This window comes from Sphingomonas bacterium (genome assembly GCF_903642285.1).
GTDB lineage: Bacteria > Pseudomonadota > Alphaproteobacteria > Sphingomonadales > Sphingomonadaceae > Sphingomonas.
Window position 1 is genome coordinate 70340 of the sequence record NZ_CAHJWJ010000006.1, and the last position, 20606, is coordinate 90945.

The window sequence follows — 20606 nt, forward strand, 5'->3', positions numbered from 1 at the left end:
TGAATTCGGCAACGGCTTGGCGCTATGAGGGGCGCGATGATCGCGCTCGATCCCTTGCCCCGGCCGCTCGACCACCTGCCGACGTGCGGGTGCGCGGACGACGTCGCGCTGGTCGACCGGGCGGGGACGATGACCTTCGCGGCGCTGGAAGAGGCGGTCGGCGCGGTGGCATACTGGCTGTCGCGGCAGGGGCTGGCGGCGGGCGACCGGGTGGCGACGTGGCTGCCCAAGACGCGGATGGCGTGCATCATGCCGCTGGCGGCGGCGCGCGCGGGGCTGGTGCATGTCCCGATCAACCCGCTGCTCCGCCGCGCGCAAGTCACGCATATCCTCGGCGACAGCGGCGCGCGGTTGCTGGTGACGCAGGGTGCGCGCGCGGGCACGCTGGAGGCCGGCGATCTTCCGATCGAGTGTCAGCTGGTCGACGAGTCCGAGTTATCTCCTCCCCGGCGAAGGCCGGGGCCCAATTGGGGGCGCGTTGATGACGATGCGCTGCTGCCAATACCCTTCGACCCAATTGGGCCCCGGCCTGCGCCGGGGAGGAGAACTGACGAATACCTCTCCCCTTCCGACGCCCACCCCGACACCCTCGCCGCGATCCTCTACACCTCCGGTTCCACCGGCCGGCCCAAGGGCGTGATGCTCAGCCACGCGAACCTCTGGCTTGGTGCCATATCGGTCGCGCACTATCTTCGGCTGGCACCGGCCGACCGGGTCCTCGGCGTCCTCCCGCTCAGCTTCGACTATGGCCAGAACCAGTTGTTCTCGGCCTGGGCGGCGGGGGCGTCGGTCGCGCCGATCGACTATCTGGTGCCGCGCGACGTGGTGAAGGCGGTCGAGCGGTTCGAGGCGACGACGCTCGCCGGGGTGCCGCCGCTGTGGATGCAGCTGCTGGAGGTCGATTGGCCGGCGCAAACCGCGGCGCGGCTACGGCGGCTGACCAATTCTGGCGGTGCGCTGACTCCGCGACTGGTGCGCGGGTTGGGGGCGCAATTCCCGGGTGCGGACATCGTCGCGATGTACGGGCTGACCGAGGCGTTCCGGTCGACATGGCTGGACCCCGCGCTGATCGACGCGCATCCCGATGCGATGGGCAGAGCGATCCCCTTCGCCGAGGTGATGGTCGTCGCCCCGGACGGTACGCGCGCCGCGCCCGGCGTGGCGGGGGAGCTCGTCCACGCCGGGCCGCTCGTCGCGCAGGGCTATTGGCGCGATGCCGAACGGACCGCGCTGCGTTTCCGCGCCGCGCCCGATTTCGCCGTCTCGACCGGTTTGGCGGTATGGTCGGGCGATACCGTGATCGAGGGCACGGACGGGCTGCTGCGATTTGTAGGGCGCGATGACGAGATGATCAAATCCGCGGGCAATCGGATCAGCCCGGGCGAGATCGAAGAGGCGGTGATGGCGGGCGGCGAGGCCCGCGAGGCGGTGGCGGTCGGTGTTCCCGACGATCGGCTGGGACAGGCGATCGTCGTCGTCGCGGCCGGCGATGCGGCGAACGAACCGGCGCTGCGTACCCGGCTGAAGGCGCTGCTGCCCAGTTTCATGCAACCCGCGCGCTATGAATGGCGTGCCGGACTGCCGCGCAACGCGAACGGGAAGCTCGATCGCGCGGGCGTTCGGGCGGCAGTGACGTCATGAAGCCGATGGGCCCCTTGCCACCCGAATTCGCGGGACTGGACGGCGCGCTGACGATCGGCGGACGCCGTGCCGAGGATTGGGTGGCGGAGGCGGGCGACACGCCGCTGTTCGTCTACGACGCCGCGATCGTTGCCGCGCGGGTCGCGCGGTTTCGCGCCGCGATGCCCGCGGTCGACCTGCATTACGCGATCAAGGCCAATCCCCACCCCCCGCTGATCGCGGTGATCGCGCCGCTGGTTGACGGACTGGACGTCGCATCGGCGGGGGAATTGCGTCTCGCGCTGGCGGCCAAGCCCGCCGCCGCGATCAGCTTTGCGGGGCCGGGCAAGCGTGACGATGAACTGGCGATCGCGATCGGCGCGGGCGCGACGCTGAACGTCGAGTCCGAAAGCGAAGGCGCGCGGGCGCTGGCGATCGGCGATCGGCTCGGCATCGCGCCGCGGCTGGCGGTTCGGGTCAATCCGGACGTCGAACTGCGCGGCTCGGGAATGAAGATGGGCGGTCGCGCATCGCCGTTCGGGGTCGATGCCGATCAGGCAGCGGCGTTGGTCCGGAAACTGATCGGCGGCGGTGCGGACTGGCGGGGTTTGCATTTCTACGCCGGGTCGCAGGCGCTCGATGCCGCGGCGATCGCGGACACGCAGGACGCGACGCTGGCGCTGGCCGCCCGGCTGGCGGAGGCGGTCGGGGCCGCGCCACCGCTCGTCAATCTGGGCGGCGGGTTCGGCGTGCCTTATTTCGCGAACGACCGCGCGCTCGACGTCGAGACGGTCGGCGCTCGACTGACCGACGCGCTGGGCGCGCGCGCGGCGATCCTGGCGGACAGCCGCTTCGCGATCGAACTCGGTCGCTGGCTGGTGGCGGAGGCGGGCGTGTATCTGACTCGTATCGTCGACCGGAAGCTCAGCCACGGCGAGATTTTCCTGGTCGTCGACGGCGGCCTGAACCACCAATTGGCGGCGAGCGGCAATTTCGGCACCGTCGTCCGACGCAACTATCCTCTCGCGGTGGCGTCGGCGATGGGTGCGGAGCCGGAGGAGACCGTGTCCGTCGTCGGTCCGCTCTGCACCCCGCTCGACCGGCTTGGTGATCGCATCGCATTGCCGCAGGCCAGGGCCGGCGACCTGATCGCCATCTTCCTCGCCGGGGCTTACGGTGCCAGCGCCAGCCCCACCGGATTCCTCGGCCATCCCCCTGCCGCGGAACGGGTTTCCGGCTAGCCCGCCGGACGGCTTTGCGTACGTCACTAACGCTATCTTCACCTCTCCCGAGCATAGCCGGTCCTGAAGACCCGTGCCGTCCCGCGCCTATCGCGCTGGCGGCGTCGACAGGAGACCGACGGCCATGCGTTTCGCCCGCCTTTCCCGCACCTCGATCGCGCTGGGGCTCGCCGCCACCACGCTGACCGCCTGTGTCGGCACCGGTCGCCCGCAACTGCCCCCCGCCGCCTATGTTCAGTCGCGCGAACAGCCGGGCGAGGAATATGTCATCGGGCCGCTCGATCAGCTGAGCATCTTCGTTTGGCGCAACGCCGACCTGTCCGCCAAGGTACAGGTGCGGCCCGACGGCCGGATCACCACGCCGCTGGTGAACGACATGACCGCGGTCGGCAAGACGCCCGCGCAGCTCGCGGACGACCTCAAGGGTGCGCTCAGCGAATATGTCAGCCATCCGATCGTATCGGTGATCGTCGATAATTTCTCCGGCACCTACAGTCAGCAGATCCGGATCGTCGGCGCGACCGAGAAACCCGCCGCGCTGCCCTACCGCGCGAACATGACGTTGCTGGACGCGATGATCGCGGTCGGCGGGCTCGGCCAATATGCCGCGGGCAACAAGGCGCGGCTCGTCCGCTACGACCGCGCGAACGGCAAGAGCCACGAATATCAGCTGCAGATCGCCAATCTGCTGAAGCATGGCGATTCGTCCGCGAACGTCCGGCTCGAACCGGGCGACGTCATCATCATCCCCGAATCGATGTTCTGAGGCACAGCCGAATGAACGGCATCTATGACGAGGCGCGGCTGGCGCTGCACGCCATCTGGACGCGGCGATGGATCGCGCTCGGCGTTGCGTGGGGCGTTTGCGTGCTCGGCTGGCTGGTCGTCGCGCAGATGCCGAGCAAGTACGAGTCGCGCGCGCGCATCCTGTTCCAGATGCAATCGGTGCTGCCCACGTCGGTCGACGGATCACCGCAGGACGCGCAGAAGGACCTCGACACGATCCGCCAGACGATGACCTCCGCGACGAACCTGTCGAAGGTGGTGCGCGGGACCGATCTGGCCAACACCGTTTCGAACGACCGCGACGTGGCCGATCGCGTGTCGAGCCTGTCGCAAAACATCAAGGTGACCGCGCAGCAGGACAATCTGTTCGAGATCGTCACGACCGCATCCAGCCCAAAACTGGCGCGGCAGATCACGCAGAAGCTGATCGATATCTTCGTCGAGGCGAACCTGGCGGGCGATCGCAGCGCGAACACGCAGAGTCTGGGCTTCCTCGATCACCAGCTCGCCGATCTCCAGGCACAATTGCAGGACGCCGAGGCGAAGCGCGCGGATTTCCAGAACCGGTACCTCGGCGCGTTGCCGGGGACCGGCTCGATCGCCGATCGCATTTCCGCGGCGCGCAGCCAGATGGCGCAGGTCGATGGCGATCTGGCGGCTGCGCAGTCGGGCTATGCGACGGTGCAGAGCCAGATGGCCGGCATTCCGCAATCGCTGCCCGGGATGGCGGGAAGTGCCGGATCGGCCGGGCCGGCGCGCGCGCGGCTGTCCGCCATCCAGGGGCAGCTCGCCGACGCTCGTGCCCGCGGCGATACGGAAAACCATCCGGACGTGATCGCGCTGAAAAGCCAGCTCGCCGCCGCTACCGCCGCCGCGCGCAGCGAGCCGCTGGTTGGTGGCGCAGCCGGCGGCGCGCAGCCCAACCCGGTCTATGCCTCGCTACAGTCGATGGCGGCGGAGAAGCAGGCGGGCGTCGCTTCGCTTCGCATGCGCAAGAGCCAGTTGCAGGGCGATCTCGACCTGCTGAATTCCAAGCTTTCGGCCGATCCCGCGGTTGCCGCGCAGCAAAGCGACATCGACCGCCGTCACGATGTGCTGAAGACGCAGTATGACCAGCTGTTCACGCAGCGACAGCAGATCGCGGTCCGCGGCCAGGCGCAGACGCAGTCGGCGGCGATGAAGTTCAACGTCATCGATCCGCCGACGCTGCCCCACACGCCGACCGCGCCCAACCGGATGCTGCTGCTGTCGGGCGTGCTGTTCGTGGGCATCGCAGCGGGCATCGGCGGCGCGTTCGCGCTGGGCCAGCTGCGCGCGACCTTCGCGACCGTGCCGCGGCTGGAGAAAGCGACGGGGATGCCGGTGATCGGATCGATCGGTGAAGTGCTGACGCGCAGCCAGTCCGAACACCGTGCCAAAGGATTGAAACTGTTCGCCGGGGGCGCCGCGGGTCTGGCCGTCGCCTATGTCCTGCTGCTGGGCGTCGAAGTCCTTCAGCGCGGCCTGGCAGCGTGAGGGAAACGGCATGACGAACACCAACCCGACGCCGAAGCGCGAACCGTCGCTCCTGGAACGCGCGGCGAAGGTCTACGACTTCGGCCAGCATGCGCGCGCACGCGGCGTCGCACCGTCGGTGCCCGCCGCGCCGTTCGTCCTCGACGATGCGCCGATATTCGACGAACCCGTCTTCGGACACGACTCGACCCCGATGTCGCACGATCGCCAGCCGATCGACCGGATGATGCTGGCCGAGGCGGGGATGATCGTCCCCGGCGCGCCGATCGGTCCGCTCGCGGAGGAATTCCGACTGGTGAAGCGGCAGCTGCTGATCGCCAGCCAGCGCATCGCGGAGAGCGATACGCCCGACAAGGCGCGCACCATCCTGGTATGTTCGGCGCGCCCGCGCGACGGCAAGACCTTCACCGCAGTCAACCTCGCACTGTCGATCGCCGCCGAGCGTGATGTCGAGGTCCTGCTGGTCGATGCCGATTTCGCCAAGCCCGATGTCATGGCGCGGCTCGGGCTGGACGACGGACTCGGGCTGCTCGACGCGCTCGGCGATTCGAGCATCGACGTCGAGACGCTCGTCGTGCGCACCGATGTGCCCAATCTCTCGCTGCTGTCTGCCGGTACCAAGACGTCGAGCGATACCGAATTGCTGGCGAGCGCGCGCACCCGGGTCGTCCTCGCCCGGCTGTTATCGGCCGACCCGCGCCGCATCGTGATCTTCGATTCGCCGCCGGCGCTCGCCGCATCGCCCGCATCGGTGCTGGCGCTGATGGTCGGGCAGGTGATGCTGGTGGTCCGCGCCGATCGCACGCCGGAGAACGAGCTTCGCGCCGCGGTGTCGCTGCTCGACGGGTGCGATCACATTCAACTCGTCCTCAACGCCGTGTCCTTCGTGCCCGGAGGCGCGCGGTTCGGCAGTTACTATGGCCAGGAGACCAGCAAGTGAATCGGACCACGCTAGCGCTCGGCACCGCCGCGGCGCTGCTCGCCGGCGGCACCGCCGACGCGCAGAGCGACCGGCGGACCACGATCTCGCCCTATATCGAGCTGAGCCAAGTGCTCGACGCCGACCTGAAGGGCGGCGACGTCGTCACCTATTCGGAGGTCGCGGTCGGCATCGACGCCGCCACGAACACGCCGCGCGTGCAGGCGCAGATCAGCTATCGCTACGAACGAAGGATCGGCGAGGGACACGATATCGGCGATGCGGACGTGAACACCGGCCTCGCCCGTATCGATGCGAAGGTCGCACCGGGGCTCTCGCTGGACGCGGGGGGGCTCGCTACGCGCAGTCGCAACGACATTCGGGGTGCGGCACCCGGGATACTGACCGGCAACGTCGACAATATCAGCCAGGTCTACACCGTCTATGGCGGACCGAGCTACCGCGGTCACGCCGGTGCGGTGGCGCTCAGTGCGGATTACGGCATCGGCTACACGAAGGTCACGACGCCGACGACCGGCACCGGTACGCCCGGGCAGCGGCTCGATTATTACGACCATTCGCTCGGTCAGACCGCATCGGTCGGCGCCAGTGTAGCGCCGGGCGCGATGCTGCCGGTCGGCGTGTCGGTCGGCGCGGGGTATCAGCGCGAGGACGGGGCGCAGCTCGACCAGCGGTTCGAAGGATATCATGCGCGCGGCGATGTCCTCGCCCCCGTCGCCGCTACCGTCGCGCTGACCGCGGGCGTCGGCTACGAGAAGATCGACGTCAGCCAGAAGGACGCGCTGCTGACCGCGGCGGGCGTCCCGGTGCAGGACGGCGACGGTCGTTTCGTCACCGATCCCACGTCGCCGCGCCGCGTCGCGTATCGCACCGACGGCGTCTATTATGACGCGGGCGTCGTCTGGCATCCCAATCACCGCACGTCGGTCGAGGCACATGTCGGCCGGCGATATGGTTCGACGAGCTATACCGGCACCGCGACCTATCAGGCGTCGAAGTCGGTCGGGCTCGCGGTCAACGTCTATGATACCGTCGAGACGTTCGGCCAGCAGCTGCGCCAGGGCGTCGCCAATCTGCCGACCAGCTTCGTCGACAGCCGCGACCAGTTCGGGCAGCAGTTCAACGGCTGCGTCTTCGGCACGTCGGGCGCGGCACCCGGCGGCTGTCTGAACAGCGCGTTCCAGTCGATCAGCACCGCCAGCTTCCGCGCGCGCGGGGTCGACGCGGTCCTGTCCGCCAAGCGCGGACTGTCGACGTACGGCTTCGCAGCGGGCTATACCAATCGCGAGCTTTACGCGCCGAACGTGCCGTCGGGCATCGTCGTCTATGGCGAGGAGGATCAGAGCTATTACGGGCAATTGTTCTACGGCCGCGCGCTATCGCGCGTGTCGGGGATCAACGCCAACGCGTTCCTGAACTATTACACCAGCGATCTGCCGGGCTCCGCCGGCACGATCTCCTATGGCGCAACCGCCGCCTATTACCATTATTTCGGCCGGCTTGGCACGACCGCCTCGCTGGGTGTGTACAATGCGAAGACCGAGGGTCAGCCGAGCGATCCGTCGCTGCAGGCGCTTCTCGGCGCGCGATACCAGTTCTAGGACGAACGACGATGTACGACGATCATTTCGGATTGAGCGGCCGGCCGTTCCAGCTGACCCCGGACCCGCGTTTCTGGTTCGAGACCGCGACCCATCGCAAGGCGATGGCGTATCTCGGCTATGGTCTGGCGCAGGGAGAGGGCTTCATCGTCATCACCGGCGATATCGGCGCGGGGAAGACCACGCTGGTCGGGCATCTGATGGACACGGTCGACCATCAGTCGTTGAACGCCATCCGGATCGTGTCGACAGCGATCGAACCGGCGGACCTGCTTCGGATCGTCGCGCATTCGCTCGGCGTGAACCCGTCGGGTCTGGAAAAGGCCGAGCTGCTGATGGCGATCGAACGCGGGCTGCACGCGGTCGCGCGCACCGGCAAACGGACGCTGCTGATCGTCGACGAAGCGCAGGCGTTGCCGGTCGCATCGCTGGAGGAGCTGCGCATGCTCTCCAATTTCCAGGCGGGCGGGCATGCGATGCTGCAGATCGTTCTGCTGGGTCAGCCCGAATTCCGCGACCGGCTGCACGGCGAGGATCGGCTTGAGCAATTGCGCCAGCGCGTGATCGCGATCCATCATCTCGATCCGATGGAGGAGAACGAGGTCGCGGACTACATCGCCCACCGGCTCGCGGTCGTCGGCTGGTCGGGGCGTCCCAATTTCACCACGGAGGCATTCGCGGCCTTTTATCGGGGGTCGGCGGGTGTGCCGCGCCGGCTGAACCTGCTGGCAGGCCGCGTGATGCTGTTCGCCGCGATCGAGGGGCTGGATCTGATCGACGGGCCCACCGTGGATACGGTGATCGGCGATCTGCATGCCGATCTGCCGATGATGCATGCGCCGGTCGTTGCGCCCGGCGTGCCGGAGCCCGTTGCTGCGCCGGTCACGGCCGTGGGGGTTGCGCCGGTCGACACCGATTGGCTGAAGCCGCGCGTCGACAACGGGGTCGAACACCCCGTCCCGATCGCGCCCTCCACCCCGGAGCCCGCCGCCGCCTTGCCGATCGCGGCGCCGGGGCACGACCCGATTGCGGCGCCGGCGGAGGCGGCGCTTGCCGCCGTTGAGCCGGACTCCATCGGACACGAAGAGGAGACGGCAGCCGATACCTCCGCCGTTCGCCCGGAGCCTGTCGAAGGGCATGAGACTGAAGTGCTTCGACAGGCCCAGCACGAACGGAGCGAGGCCGGCGCATTCGTCGTTGCGCCCGCCATCGACCCGACACCCGACTCCCGGATTCTCCAGCGTATCGCCGCGCTGGAGGGACAGGTGGAAAACCAGGAGGCGGCGCTTCGCCGCGTTCTGACGCTGCTGGTCGACTGGGTCGAAAGCGATACCGCACGGCCGGGGTTCACCCCGATCCGCAACGCCGCGGCGTGATGCCATGACGCGCGTGCCGGGCGCTCCCGTGCTCAACGGCATGTCGGTCGATGTCGAGGACTGGTTCCAGGTCGGCGCGTTCGAGCGCGTGATCGACAAGGCCGATTGGCCGACACTCGATCCGCGGGTCGAGCGCAACACCGATGCCGTCCTGACGCTCTTCGCGGAAAGCGGTGTGAAGGCGACCTTCTTCACCCTCGGCTGGGTCGCCGATCGCCACCCCGCGCTGATCCGGCGGATCGTCGAGGCGGGCCACGAGATCGCGAGCCATGGCTGGGACCATGTCCGGGTCTTCACGATGACGCCCGCTACCTTCCGCGCCGATATCGCCCACGCGCGCGCCACGATCGAGGACGCCGCCGGGGTCGCCGTCACCGGTTACCGCGCGCCGAGCTTCTCGATCGATGCGCGTACGCCCTGGGCGCATGCGGTGCTGGCGGAGGATGGCTATGCCTATTCCTCCAGCGTCGCACCGGTGCGCCACGATCATTATGGCTGGCGCGACGCACCGCGCTACGCATTCCGGCCTGTCGCCGACAGCCCGCTGGTCGAGGTGCCGGTGACCGTCGCGGAAATCGCCGGCCGGCGGCTGGCGACCGGAGGCGGGTTCTTCCGCCTGCTGCCCGCGGCGATCACCGATCATGCGGTGCGGCAGGTCAACCGCGCGGGACAACCCGCGATGTTCTATTTCCACCCGTGGGAGATCGATCCCGCACAGCCCCGCGTCGCTGCCGCCCCGATGCGGTCCAGGCTGCGGCACTATTCCCGGCTCGGCGCGATGGTGGGAAAGCTGCGCGGCTTGATCGATCGGCACGACTGGGGCCGGGTCGACGCCGCTATCGCTGCCCGTGCCCTATGATGCCGTTGATCGCCGCACCGGTCGGTATCCGGGAGGCCGATATCGCGGATGTGCGTGAGGCGGCGCGCATTGACACATTCGTTCGCGCGGCCGATGGCGCGACGCCTTTCCATCTGACCGGCTGGAGCCGTGCGGTTCAACGGAGCTGCGGCCAGCGATCGCGCTATCTGGTGGCGGAGCATGCGGACGGCTCGATCGCCGGCGTGTTGCCGCTGACCGCGATGCGATCGCCGATCGCCGGGCGGGCGCTCGTGTCGGTCGGGTTCGGCGTCGATGGCGGCGTGCTGGGGGAAGCGGTGGAGCCGCTGGCCGCCGAGGCGTTGGATCTGGCGCAGCGGATCGGGTGCCCGGGCGTCGAACTGCGCGGCGGCGTCGCGCCGGACGGCTGGCATGTCGACGACGCTACCTACCTCGGCTTCGTCCGCCCAATTGCCGCGAACGACGAGGCCGAACTGCTCGCCATTCCGCGCAAGCAGCGCGCCGAAGTGCGCCGGGCTCTCGGGTTCGCGCTAGACATCGTCACCGGCCGCGATCGGGCGATGCTGCGCGAGCATTACCGGGTCTACGCCGAATCCGTGCGGAACCTCGGCACGCCGGTCTTCCCGGCCGGGCTGTTCGTATCAGTGATGGCGGAACTCGACGCCGATATCCTGACCGTCCGCCATGGGGGCAGGGCGGTCGCGAGCGTCCTGAGCCTATATATGAACGGCACCGTCTATCCCTATTGGGGGGGCGGCACCGCGACGGCACGGGGCCTGCGCGCCAACGACCGGATGTATTTCGCGCTGATGGCGCATGCGCGCGCGCGCGGTTGCACGCGGTTCGATTTCGGGCGGTCTAAGGCGGGGACCGGTGCGGCGGCGTTCAAGAAGAACTGGGGGTTCGAGCCCGAAGTCCGGCGTTATGCGACGAAAAGCGACGGTCCGCCGCGGACGATCAATCCGCTCGACCCCAGATATGCGGCGATGGTGGCGACCTGGAAGCGGCTGCCCTTATGGGCGGCGACGCTGGTCGGTCCGAGGATCGCGCGGGGGCTTGGGTGAAGCACATCATGTTCCTGGCGCACCGCGCGCCCTATCCGCCCGACCGCGGCGACAAGATCCGCAGCAACGCGGTGGTGAACTGGCTCGCCGACCGCGCGCATGTCCATCTGGTCGCGTTCGCGGACGACCCCGGCGACCGGATCGTACCGGAAATGCTGCGCAGCAAATTGGCCAGCGCGACGATCGTGCCGCGAAAGCGGAGCCGTGGCGCGGCCGTTATGAGCGCACTCGCAAGCGGTCAGTCGGTATCGCTCGCGGCGTTCAGGGACGGAGCGATGACCGCGGCGGTACGTCAAATACTGGCCAGCCGGCCGATCGATGCGATCTACGCCTTTTCCGGGCAGATGGCGCAGTATCTGCCGGCCACGCCGCGCGCGATCATGGATTTCGTCGATGTCGATTCGGCCAAGTTCGCCGCGCTGGCCGGCAAGGCGCGCGGCCCGATGCGCTGGCTGATGACGCGCGAGGCGAGGCTGCTCGGTGCGTATGAGCGTGCCGTCGCGGCGCGGGTCGAGGCCGGCCTGTTCGTCAGCGCCGCCGAGGCGACGCTGTTCCGCGCGGGCGGCGGCGCGGGCAATGTCCTGGTCGTGGAGAACGGGATCGATACCGCGCGATTCGATCCAGCGACGGTCGCGCCGGTCGAGACGGACGGTCCGCTAATCGTATTCACCGGACAAATGGATTACCCGCCGAATGTCGAGGCGGTGACGTGGTTCGCGACCGACATCTTGCCCATGATCCGCGCCCGCAACCCGGCGGCCCGCTTTGCGGTCGTCGGACGATCGCCCACCGCAGCGGTTCGTCAGCTGGCGTCGGACGATGTCTTCGTGACGGGAGCGGTAGACGATGTGCGCGGCTGGCTGGCGGCGGCGAGCGTGTGCGTCGCGCCGCTCAAGCTGGCGCGCGGGGTGCAGAACAAGATCCTGGAAGCGATGGCGATGGCCCGCGCGGTGGTCGCGACACCGTGCGCTGCGGAGGGGATCGACCATGACGGCACGATCCACGTCGCCGATGGTGCCGCAGCGTTCGCCGACGCGGTGTCTGCGCTGATCGACGACGTCCGACGCACCGACGCGATTGGCCAGGCCGCGCGCGCGCGCGTCATCGACCGTTATTCGTGGGACGAACGGCTGGCACCGCTCGACTCGTTGCTCGCGCCGAGCGCCGCGTGACGATCGCGCTCCCGGCGGCCGCGGCAAAGCGCATGTCCGACGCGTGGCAACGGCATCTGGTCGCGCTTGCCCTCGTCACCGGTTTGCTGTTGCTGCTGTTCCGAGCCGACCTCGGCGATCTCGCGCATATCTGGTGGACCAGCACGACCTTCGGGCATTGCCTGTTCATCGGCCCGGTGGTCGCCTGGCTCGTATGGCAGCGGCGCGGCGAACTCGCGCAGCTGGCACCGGTGGCGTGGTGGCCAGCGCTGGCGATCGTCGCGGCCGGTGGTACGGCATGGCTGACGGGCGAGGCGGGATCGGTGTCGTTCGCGCGGCATCTCGGGCTTGCCGTCATGTTGCAGGGGGCGGTGGTGACGATTCTCGGACCGTCGGTCGCGCGGGGGATCGCATTTCCGCTCGGCTATGCGCTGTTCCTGGTGCCAGCCGGCGAAGGGCTGCAATCGCCGCTCCAGACCGTCACCGCGCATATGGTCGTGCCGATGCTGCATGCGTCGGGCATTCCGGCAAGTCTCGACGGCGTGATGATTCACGGCGGCCGTTATTATTTCGAGGTCGCGGAAGCGTGTTCGGGGGCGAAGTTCGTGATCGCGATGGTCGCGTTCGGCGCATTGGTCGCGAATGTGTGCTTTACCACCTGGACGCGACGCGCCGTGTTTCTCGCGGTGTGCGTGGTCGTGCCGGTCGTGGCGAACGGCGTGCGGGCATTCGCGACGATCTGGGCGGCGAACCGGATCTCGCTCGAACGCGCGACGGGGTTCGACCACATCGTCTATGGCTGGGTATTCTTCGGGCTGGTGATGGCGGCGGTGCTGGCGATCGGCTGGCGCTGGTTCGACCGTGCGCCCGACGCGCCCGCATTCGATCCGGCGACATTGCCCCCGCCGGTGAAGCATCGCACCGCATTGCCCGTCGCCGTCGTGCTGGTCCTGGCGACCGCAGGCCTCTTTCCCGCATGGTCGCAGGCGATCGCCGGGCGCGCGCAGCCCTTGCCCGCGCATATCGGCTTGCCCGTGGTGCCGGGCTGGCACCGCGTCGACGTCAGCGTCGATGCACCATGGGAGCCGAACTACCCCGGTGCGGACCACCACTTGTTCGGCCGCTACGCCGATGGTCGGGGTCGCCGGGTCGACATGGCGGTCGCGGTCTATGGCAGCCAGATGCGCGACCATGAGATGATCGCGTTCGGCCAGGGCGTGCTGCGCGAGGAGGATCGCTGGGTCCGCGTCGCCGACCTGCCCGATATCGATGGCGGCTCGGTGATGCGGATCACCGCCGCGGGTCGCGATCAGCATCCGGTGGAGCGCATCGTCGCGACATGGTACCGGATTGGCGATGTCACCACGAACGCCCCCCCGCTGGTCAAGATCGAGGGTATGAAGGCGCGGCTGTTCGGCGGCCCGCAGCGCGCGGTCGCGATCCATCTGTCGGCGCAGGCCGGCACCGGGCAGGACCCCGTCGCCGCGATCCGCGCCTTCCGTGCCGCGCTCGGCGATATCGGTGCGGTCGCGGACCATGATGCGGGCATGCGCTGATGTGCGGTATCGCCGGGATCTTCCATCCCGGGACGCCCAAGCCCGTCGAGCCGAGCCGGCTCGCGCAGATGATCGCGGCGATAGCGCATCGCGGGCCCGACGGAGAGGGGATCTGGACTGCGCCCGGCGTCGGCTTCGGGCATCGGCGGCTGTCGGTCATCGATCTGGAGGGATCGCCGCAGCCGATGTCGGATGGTGCCCTCACCGTCACCTATAATGGCGAGATCTATAATTTCGCGGAAATCCGTACCAATCTGATCGCCAAGGGGGCGGTGTTCCGTACCGCCGGCGATACCGAGGTCCTGCTCCACGGCTGGCGGCAATGGGGGCCGGGGGTGCTCGACCGGTTGAACGGGATGTTCGCCTTCGCGCTTCACGACGCGGACCGCGGGACGCTGTTCCTCGCGCGCGACCGGCTGGGGGTGAAGCCGCTATTTTACGTCGAGCTGTCCGACGGGTCGCTCGCGTTCGCGTCGGAATTGAAGGGATTGCTGGCGCATCCGCTCGTCCGCCGCACGCCCGATCTGCGCGCGGTCGAGGACTATATGGCCTGGGGCTATGTGCCCGACGACGCCTGCATCGTCGCAGGGGTACGCAAGCTGGCGGCCGGGCATTTCCTGCTCGTCGAGCGCGGCAAGGGCGTTCCCCAGCCGCGGCAATGGTGGGACGCGGATTTCACTAACCGTGCGCGCGGTTCGGCGGATTCGCTCGGTATCGAATTGCTGGCGAAGATGCGCGACGGGGTGCAAAGCCGGATGGTTGCCGACGTTCCGCTCGGCGCATTCCTGTCGGGCGGGGTAGACAGCTCCGCGGTGGTCGCACTGATGGCCGAGACCAGTCGGTCGGCGGTGAAGACCTGCACCATCGGGTTCGCGGAAGCCGACTACGACGAGCGCGGCTATGCCGAGCAGGTCGCGCAGCGGTTCGCGACCGATCATGCCACCCGCATCGTCTCGTCCGACGACCATGCGCTGATCGAAACGCTGGTCACCAGCTTCGACGAGCCCTTCGCCGACGCCTCCGCGCTGGCGACCTATCAGGTCTGCGCTTTGGCGCGGGAAAGCGTCACCGTCGCATTGTCGGGGGACGGTGCGGACGAGGCGCTGGCGGGGTATCGCCGCTACCGCTTCCAGGCGGCGGAGGAGCGGGTGCGAGGCCTTCTGCCGACGGCGATGCGAACGTCGGTATTCGGCGCGCTCGGGCGGCATTATCCAAAGGCCGACTGGGCACCGCGGCCGCTGCGGGCGAAATCGACGCTGCTGGCGCTCGCGGGTGACGGCGACGAAGCCTATGCGCAAGCGGTCGGGGTGACGACGCCGATGCTGCGCGCGCGGCTTTTCACGGCCGAGGCGCGGCGGCATCTGGGCGGCTACCGCGCGGAGGATGCCTATGTCGCCGCGATGCGTGCTGCGCCGGCGCGCGACGCGTTGGACCGCGCGCAATATGCCGATCTGAAGCGCTGGCTGCCGGGCGATATCCTGACCAAGGTCGACCGGACCAGCATGGCGGTCGGGCTGGAAGCGCGCGAGCCGCTGCTCGACCACCGGCTGATCGAGTTCGCCGCGACGCTGCCCGTGTCGATGCGGCTGCGGCGCGGGCAGGGGAAGTGGCTGATGAAGCGGGCGCTGACGCCGTATCTGCCCGACGATATCCTCTACCGGCGCAAGATGGGGTTCGTGACGCCGGTCTCCGCGTGGTTCCGCGGCGCACTGGCGGGCGAGGCAGCGGCGCTGGCGACGTCGCGGACGCTGATCGAGAGCGGCTGGTTCGACGGCGCGGCGATCGCCGATATGGCCGCGGCGCACCGGTCGGGGCGGGGGGAGCATGGGCGGACATTGTGGCAGCTGGTGATGCTGGAACGGTCGATGAAGCGGGTGTTCGGGTAATCGTCCGTCATGCCGGGCTCATCCCAACATCCAGTGCCGCGATCGTCGCGCTGCGTGGCTCTGGACCCCCGGCACGAGGCGGCGGTGACGGGAGGGCTAAACCCGCACCGCCTCCAGCACCGCCGCACGCAGTTCGGCGATCCCCATGCCGCCCTCGCTCGATGTCGCGAGCACCCCCGGATGTGCCGCGGGCCGCTTGCGCGCCTCCGCCTCGACCGACGCGGCGACCGCGGCCAGGTCGGTCACCTTGACCTTGTCCGCCTTGGTCAGCACCATGCGGTAGCTGACCGCCGCCTTGTCGAGCATGTCGAGGATTTCGCGGTCGACCTCCTTCACGCCGTGGCGCGCGTCGATCAGCACCAGCGCGCGCTTGAGCACCTGCCGCCCGCGCAGGAAATCGTTCACGAGGAAGCGCCATTTCCTGACGACGTCCTTGGGAGCCTTCGCGAAACCATAGCCCGGCATGTCGACCAGCCGGAATTCGAGCGGATCGCCGACGTCGAAGAAGTTCAGCTCCTGCGTCCGCCCCGGCGTGTTCGACGTCCGCGCGAGCGCGTTGCGCCCGGTCAGCGCGTTCAGCAGCGACGACTTGCCGACATTGGACCGCCCCGCGAACGCGATCTCGGGCACGTCGGGAGCGGGCAGATGCTCGAGGCCGGGCGCGGATTTGAGGAACCCGATCGGCCCGGCGAATATCTTGCGCGCGGTCTCTATCAGCTCTTCGTCCTCCCCGCCTTCATCGCTCATTTCGCCGCAGCCTGTTTGAGCGCGGGATGCCGCGAATAGAGCAGTTGCTGCTGGAGGATCGTGAGGCAGTTCGAGGTGATCCAGTAGATCAGCAGCCCGACGGCGAACGACGACATGACGAACATCAGGATCCACGGCATCAGCGCGAAGACCTGTTTCTGCGCATCGTCCATCGCCTGCGGGTTCAGCTTGAACTGGAAATACATCGATATGCCGTAGAGGATCGGGATGACGCCGATCGCGATCATGTGCGGCGGCACGAAGGGCAGCAGTCCGAAGAGATTGACTGGGGTCAGTGGGTCGGGTGCGGACAAATCCCTGATCCAGCCGAAAAAGGGCTGGTGCCGCATCTCGATCGTCAGCATCAATGTCTTGTATAGCGCATAGAAGATCGGGATCTGCAGCAATGTCGGCAGGCAGCCGGCAAGCGGATTGGCTTTTTCCGCCTTGTACAGCGCCATGACCTCCTGCTGCTGACGCACCTTGTCGTCCTTGTAGCGTTCCTGGAGCGCCTTCATCTTCGGCTGGATCGCGCGCATCTTCGCCATCGACGCGAACTGGCGCTGTGCGATCGGAAACATCAACCCGCGGATCGTGAGGGTAAGCAGGATGATCGCGACGCCGAAATTGCCCGCGATGCGGAACAGCCAGTCGAGATAGGTGAAGATCGGCCTGACGACGATCTCGAACCAACCCCAGTCGATCGACTTGTCGAGCTTCTCGATGCCTTCGTCCTGATACCGCTGGAGGAGCCGCACTTCCTTCGCGCCGGCGAAGAAACGGCTCGACTGGGTCACGCTCTGGCCGGGGGACAGGACTTTCGGCTGTACCGAATAATCGGCCTGATAAGCCTGGTTGGCGCCTGCGCGGAATTCCCCGTCGAACGCCGCAGCCTGATCGGGGACGAGCGCGGTCAGCCAATATTTGTCGGTGAAGCCGAGCCAGCCGCCGGTCGACGCGAACTTCTCGGGCGCGGCATCGATGTCCTTGAACTTCTGCGAATAGTCCGCGCCGCCGCCGTGCACGGAAACCGGACCGGTGTGCATCGTCCAGGTCGCCGGGTCCTTCGACACGCCGATCCGGTTGACGAGGCCATAGGCCGCGACGGGCACGGGTGCCTTGCCGGCGTTCAGGACGGTCTGCTGGACCGTGAACACATAGCCGTCATCGACCGCCATCGTGATCCGGAACCGCTGACCGGTCGCATTGGCGGCGTCGAGGTTGACCGGATGCCCCGGGGCGAGCAGTGTCGACGATGCGGTCCACACCGTATCGGGCGCAGGAGGCTTGAGCCCGTCGTCGCGCCACCCGAACCCGGCGAAATAGGCCTCGGGCGCGCCGGCGGGGGACAGCAGCCGGATCGGCGGCGAATCCCGGGCGATCGTTTCCTTGTAGGTCTTCAGCACCAGATCGTCGATCCGCGCACCCTTCAGGTTGATCGACCCGTGCAGTCTGGGCGTATCGATCGTGACTCGCGGGCTCGACGCCAGCACGACCGTCCGGTCGCGGATCGCGGTCGGCCCGTCCGCGGTGGGGTCGGCAGCGGGGTTGGCGACGACCTTGGTCTTGCCGCCCTCGATCTTCGTGACGGGCGGATTGGCCGTCGGGAAGAACCTGCCCTGGATCAGCGGCCAGCCGAACAGGATCAACGCCGCGATCACCGCGAACAGGACGAAATTCTGGCGATCGTCCTTCATTTGGCGTCTTTCACTGAAAATCTTCCCGGTTCACGGTATGGGCCGTCAAGGTACGGGGTCCGGTCCGTACCCGCCCCAGGGATGGCAGCGGGCGATGCGCTTCGCCGCCAACCACCCCCCCTTGGCCGCGCCATAGCGGCGAAGCGCGGTGATTGCATAGGCGGAACAGCTGGGCTGGTAGCGGCAGCTCGGCGGCAGGACGAGCGAGGGGCCTAATTGCCATCCGCGAACGATCAGCACGAGCAGCGGCGCGATCACCGGGCGATCTTCGCAAACGCCTTGCCGAGTTCGATCTCGAGCAGCGCATAATCCCGCTCGATCCCGCCCTGCCGCCCGATCAGGACATGGTCCGCACCTGGCACGCCCTTGACCGGCAGCAGCGACCGCGCGAGCGCCCGCAATCGGCGCTTCATCCGGTTGCGCACCACTGCGTTGCCGATCTTCTTGGTGACGGTGAAGCCGATGCGCATCGCATCGTCGCCATCGCCGCGCGGGCGCATCAATAATACGAACCCGGGCATCGGCGCGCGCCTGCCGGCGTTCACGGCCAGGAAATCGCTGCGTCTGGTGAGGGTGGCGACCGCAGGAACGGTACCACCCGCGGGCATGGTTACGCCGACAGCTTCTTGCGGCCGCGCGCGCGGCGGGCGCGGATCACCGCCCGGCCACCGACCGTCGCCATCCGCGCGCGGAAGCCGTGACGGCGGGTCCGCACCAGATTGCTCGGCTGAAAGGTCCGCTTCATCGCTCATTCCTCAAATTCGGTTCGACCTGCATCGAATGCAAGAAGGCCGCCCAGGGGACGGCCTCGTTCGGCGCTGCGCATAGCCACAGGGACCCGACAAGTCAACGTGGACGCGTCGCCCTTGCGCCCGCTGCATATGCGTTCGCCGCAATGTCCATGGCGATAGATTGGCATGCGATCCATCTCGCGGTGCCGCGCGATGCAAAGCCCGATATGACCGTCGGCTTGCGGGGAGAATGCGGTGGCGACGATCGTATCGACGGTGGCCTATCTGGGGCTGGAAGCGCGCGCCGTCGAGGTGCAGGTGCAATTGATCCCGGGCTTGCCTGCGTTCAACGTCGTCGGGCTCGGCGACAAGGCGGTCGGCGAAAGCCGTGAACGGGTGAGGGGCGCGATCGCCGCCATGGGGCTGGCATTGCCGCCGAAGCGGATCGCGGTGAATCTCAGCCCCGCCGACCTGCCGAAGGAAGGGTCGCATTTCGACCTGCCGATCGCACTTGCGGTGCTGGGCGCGATGGGCGTGGTCGATGTCGAAACGCTGGCGGAGTTCGTCGTGGTCGGCGAGCTCGGGCTCGACGCACGGATCGCGCCTTCGCCCGGCGTACTGCTCGCCGCGCTGTTCGCGTCGGGCGAGGGCAAGGGGCTGGTCTGCCCCGCCGCGCAAGGGTCGGAGGCGGCCTGGGCGGGGTCGATCGAAATCGTCGCGGCACCCGATCTGCTCGGGCTCATCAACCATTTCAAGGGTCATGGCCTGCTCTCGGCACCGCGTCCGGGCGAGGCCGAGGCGACGTTCAGGGGGCCGGACCTCGCGCAGGTCCGCGGACAGGAAACCGCCAAGCGCGCGCTCGAGATCGCAGCCGCGGGCGGTCACAACCTGTTGATGTGCGGACCGCCCGGCGCGGGAAAGTCGCTGATGGCGGCGTGCTTGCCCGGTATCCTGCCCCCGCTCGATCCCGCCGAAGCGCTCGAGGTGTCGATGGTGCAATCGGTCGCGGGAACGCTGACCGAGGGGCGGCTGACCCGTACGCGACCGTTTCGCGCGCCGCATCATTCGGCCTCGATGGCGGCGTTGACGGGGGGCGGGCTGAAGGTGAAGCCGGGCGAGGTCAGCCTCGCGCATCTGGGTGTATTGTTCCTCGACGAACTGCCCGAGTTCCAGCGCGCGGTGCTCGATTCGCTGCGCCAGCCGCTGGAGACGGGCTCGGTCAGCGTGGCGCGCGCCAATGCGCACGTTACTTTTCCGGCGCGGGTGCAGCTGGTCGCGGCGATGAACCCGTGCCGGTGCGGGCACCTCGGCGACGCCGGGCTGGCGTGCGCGCGGGCGCCGAAATGCGCGGCGGATTATCAGGCGAAGGTGTCGGGGCCGCTGCTCGACCGGATCGACCTGCATGTCGATGTCGCCGCGGTCAGCGCCGCCGATCTCGTCCTGCCGCCGCCGACCGAGGATTCCGCCGCGGTCGCCGCACGGGTCGCCGCCGCGCGCGCCGTTCAGACATGTCGCTATGCCGGGGAGGGCGTACGGACCAATGCGGAGGCGGACGGCCCGCTGCTCGACCGCGTCGCGACGCCCGACGCGCCGGGCCGTGCCTTGCTGACCCAGGCGGCAGGCGCGATGCGGCTGACCGCGCGCGGCTACACGCGCATCCTGCGCGTCGCGCGGACGATCGCCGACTTGGCGGACGCCCCGTCGATCGGCCGCGTCCACATCGCGGAGGCGCTGAGCTATCGCCGGCGAGCGCCGGTCAATTGATCGCGGGTTATGGATACCGCGATCCGTCCGCAACAACGGATTTCCGAAGCCTGACGGCTTGCGAGGGGCTTGGGGCTGGGCTACGCGGCGCAC

At 68.3% G+C, this 20606-nt stretch carries 18 protein-coding genes; 13 read left to right on the top strand and 5 right to left on the bottom strand.

The window, feature by feature from the left end; all coding sequences use genetic code 11:
* Positions 1–36 precede the first annotated feature (36 nt).
* The 12 genes from HUU99_RS04735 (at position 37) to HUU99_RS04790 (ending at position 15574) form a co-directional block, all read left to right on the top strand.
* Positions 37–1641, top strand: a complete 1605-nt coding sequence (locus HUU99_RS04735; RefSeq protein ID WP_174285426.1) for an AMP-binding protein — start codon at positions 37–39, stop codon at positions 1639–1641.
* Positions 1638–2861 (top strand): pyridoxal-dependent decarboxylase, exosortase A system-associated, encoded by a 1224-nt coding sequence (locus HUU99_RS04740; protein ID WP_174285427.1) that lies wholly within the window; start codon positions 1638–1640, stop codon positions 2859–2861. The genes HUU99_RS04735 and HUU99_RS04740 overlap by 4 nt, the downstream gene beginning before the upstream one ends.
* A 124-nt stretch (positions 2862–2985) precedes the next feature.
* Complete coding sequence (locus HUU99_RS04745; RefSeq protein WP_174285428.1) at positions 2986–3627, top strand: XrtA/PEP-CTERM system exopolysaccharide export protein; 642 nt, start codon at positions 2986–2988, stop codon at positions 3625–3627.
* An 11-nt stretch (positions 3628–3638) separates the two neighbouring features.
* Positions 3639–5162: an XrtA system polysaccharide chain length determinant gene (locus HUU99_RS04750; protein WP_174285429.1), complete on the top strand. Its 1524-nt coding sequence runs from the start codon at positions 3639–3641 to the stop codon at positions 5160–5162.
* A 10-nt stretch (positions 5163–5172) separates the two neighbouring features.
* The gene (locus HUU99_RS04755; RefSeq protein WP_174285430.1) at positions 5173–6102 is read left to right on the top strand and encodes an AAA family ATPase; all 930 of its coding nucleotides are present in this window, start codon (positions 5173–5175) and stop codon (positions 6100–6102) included.
* On the top strand, positions 6099–7703 hold the full coding sequence (locus tag HUU99_RS04760; protein ID WP_174285431.1) for a hypothetical protein: 1605 nt from the start codon (positions 6099–6101) through the stop codon (positions 7701–7703). Before HUU99_RS04755 ends, HUU99_RS04760 begins: the two co-directional genes overlap by 4 nt.
* 11 nt (positions 7704–7714) lie before the next feature.
* On the top strand, positions 7715–9079 hold the full coding sequence (locus HUU99_RS04765) for an ExeA family protein (protein WP_174285432.1): 1365 nt from the start codon (positions 7715–7717) through the stop codon (positions 9077–9079).
* 4 nt (positions 9080–9083) lie between these two features.
* Positions 9084–9938: an XrtA system polysaccharide deacetylase gene (locus HUU99_RS04770; RefSeq protein WP_254602925.1), complete on the top strand. Its 855-nt coding sequence runs from the start codon at positions 9084–9086 to the stop codon at positions 9936–9938.
* Entirely contained in the window at positions 9935–10981 is a 1047-nt protein-coding gene (locus tag HUU99_RS04775) for a FemAB family XrtA/PEP-CTERM system-associated protein (protein ID WP_174285433.1), read from the top strand. The genes HUU99_RS04770 and HUU99_RS04775 overlap by 4 nt, the downstream gene beginning before the upstream one ends.
* Entirely contained in the window at positions 10978–12153 is a 1176-nt protein-coding gene (locus tag HUU99_RS04780) for a TIGR03087 family PEP-CTERM/XrtA system glycosyltransferase (RefSeq protein ID WP_174285434.1), read from the top strand. Before HUU99_RS04775 ends, HUU99_RS04780 begins: the two co-directional genes overlap by 4 nt.
* A complete protein-coding gene (gene xrtA / locus HUU99_RS04785; protein ID WP_368039916.1) occupies positions 12150–13688 on the top strand; it encodes an exosortase A in 1539 nt (512 codons plus the stop codon). Before HUU99_RS04780 ends, xrtA begins: the two co-directional genes overlap by 4 nt.
* A complete protein-coding gene (locus tag HUU99_RS04790; RefSeq protein WP_174285435.1) occupies positions 13688–15574 on the top strand; it encodes an XrtA/PEP-CTERM system amidotransferase in 1887 nt (628 codons plus the stop codon). The genes xrtA and HUU99_RS04790 overlap by 1 nt, the downstream gene beginning before the upstream one ends.
* A 96-nt stretch (positions 15575–15670) precedes the next feature.
* Here the strand turns inward: HUU99_RS04790 and yihA are convergent, their stop codons facing one another.
* Genes yihA through rpmH form a run of 5 tightly spaced genes read right to left on the bottom strand, consistent with a single transcriptional unit; the run spans position 15671 to position 18763 of the window.
* Positions 15671–16321, bottom strand: coding sequence for a ribosome biogenesis GTP-binding protein YihA/YsxC (yihA, locus tag HUU99_RS04795; RefSeq protein WP_174285436.1), 651 nt, complete (start codon positions 16319–16321; stop codon positions 15671–15673).
* Positions 16318–18018 (bottom strand): membrane protein insertase YidC, encoded by a 1701-nt coding sequence (gene yidC, locus HUU99_RS04800; protein WP_174285437.1) that lies wholly within the window; start codon positions 18016–18018, stop codon positions 16318–16320. Before yidC ends, yihA begins: the two co-directional genes overlap by 4 nt.
* A 45-nt stretch (positions 18019–18063) precedes the next feature.
* Complete coding sequence (gene yidD, locus HUU99_RS04805) at positions 18064–18276, bottom strand: membrane protein insertion efficiency factor YidD (protein ID WP_174285438.1); 213 nt, start codon at positions 18274–18276, stop codon at positions 18064–18066.
* Positions 18273–18626, bottom strand: a complete 354-nt coding sequence (gene rnpA / locus HUU99_RS04810) for a ribonuclease P protein component (protein ID WP_174285439.1) — start codon at positions 18624–18626, stop codon at positions 18273–18275. Before rnpA ends, yidD begins: the two co-directional genes overlap by 4 nt.
* A 2-nt stretch (positions 18627–18628) precedes the next feature.
* Positions 18629–18763, bottom strand: a complete 135-nt coding sequence (gene rpmH, locus HUU99_RS04815; protein ID WP_174285440.1) for a 50S ribosomal protein L34 — start codon at positions 18761–18763, stop codon at positions 18629–18631.
* 241 nt (positions 18764–19004) lie between these two features.
* On the opposite strand from rpmH, the gene HUU99_RS04820 reads away from it, so the two are divergent.
* Positions 19005–20513, top strand: a complete 1509-nt coding sequence (locus HUU99_RS04820) for a YifB family Mg chelatase-like AAA ATPase (RefSeq protein ID WP_174285441.1) — start codon at positions 19005–19007, stop codon at positions 20511–20513.
* The last annotated feature ends 93 nt before the right edge of the window (positions 20514–20606 follow it).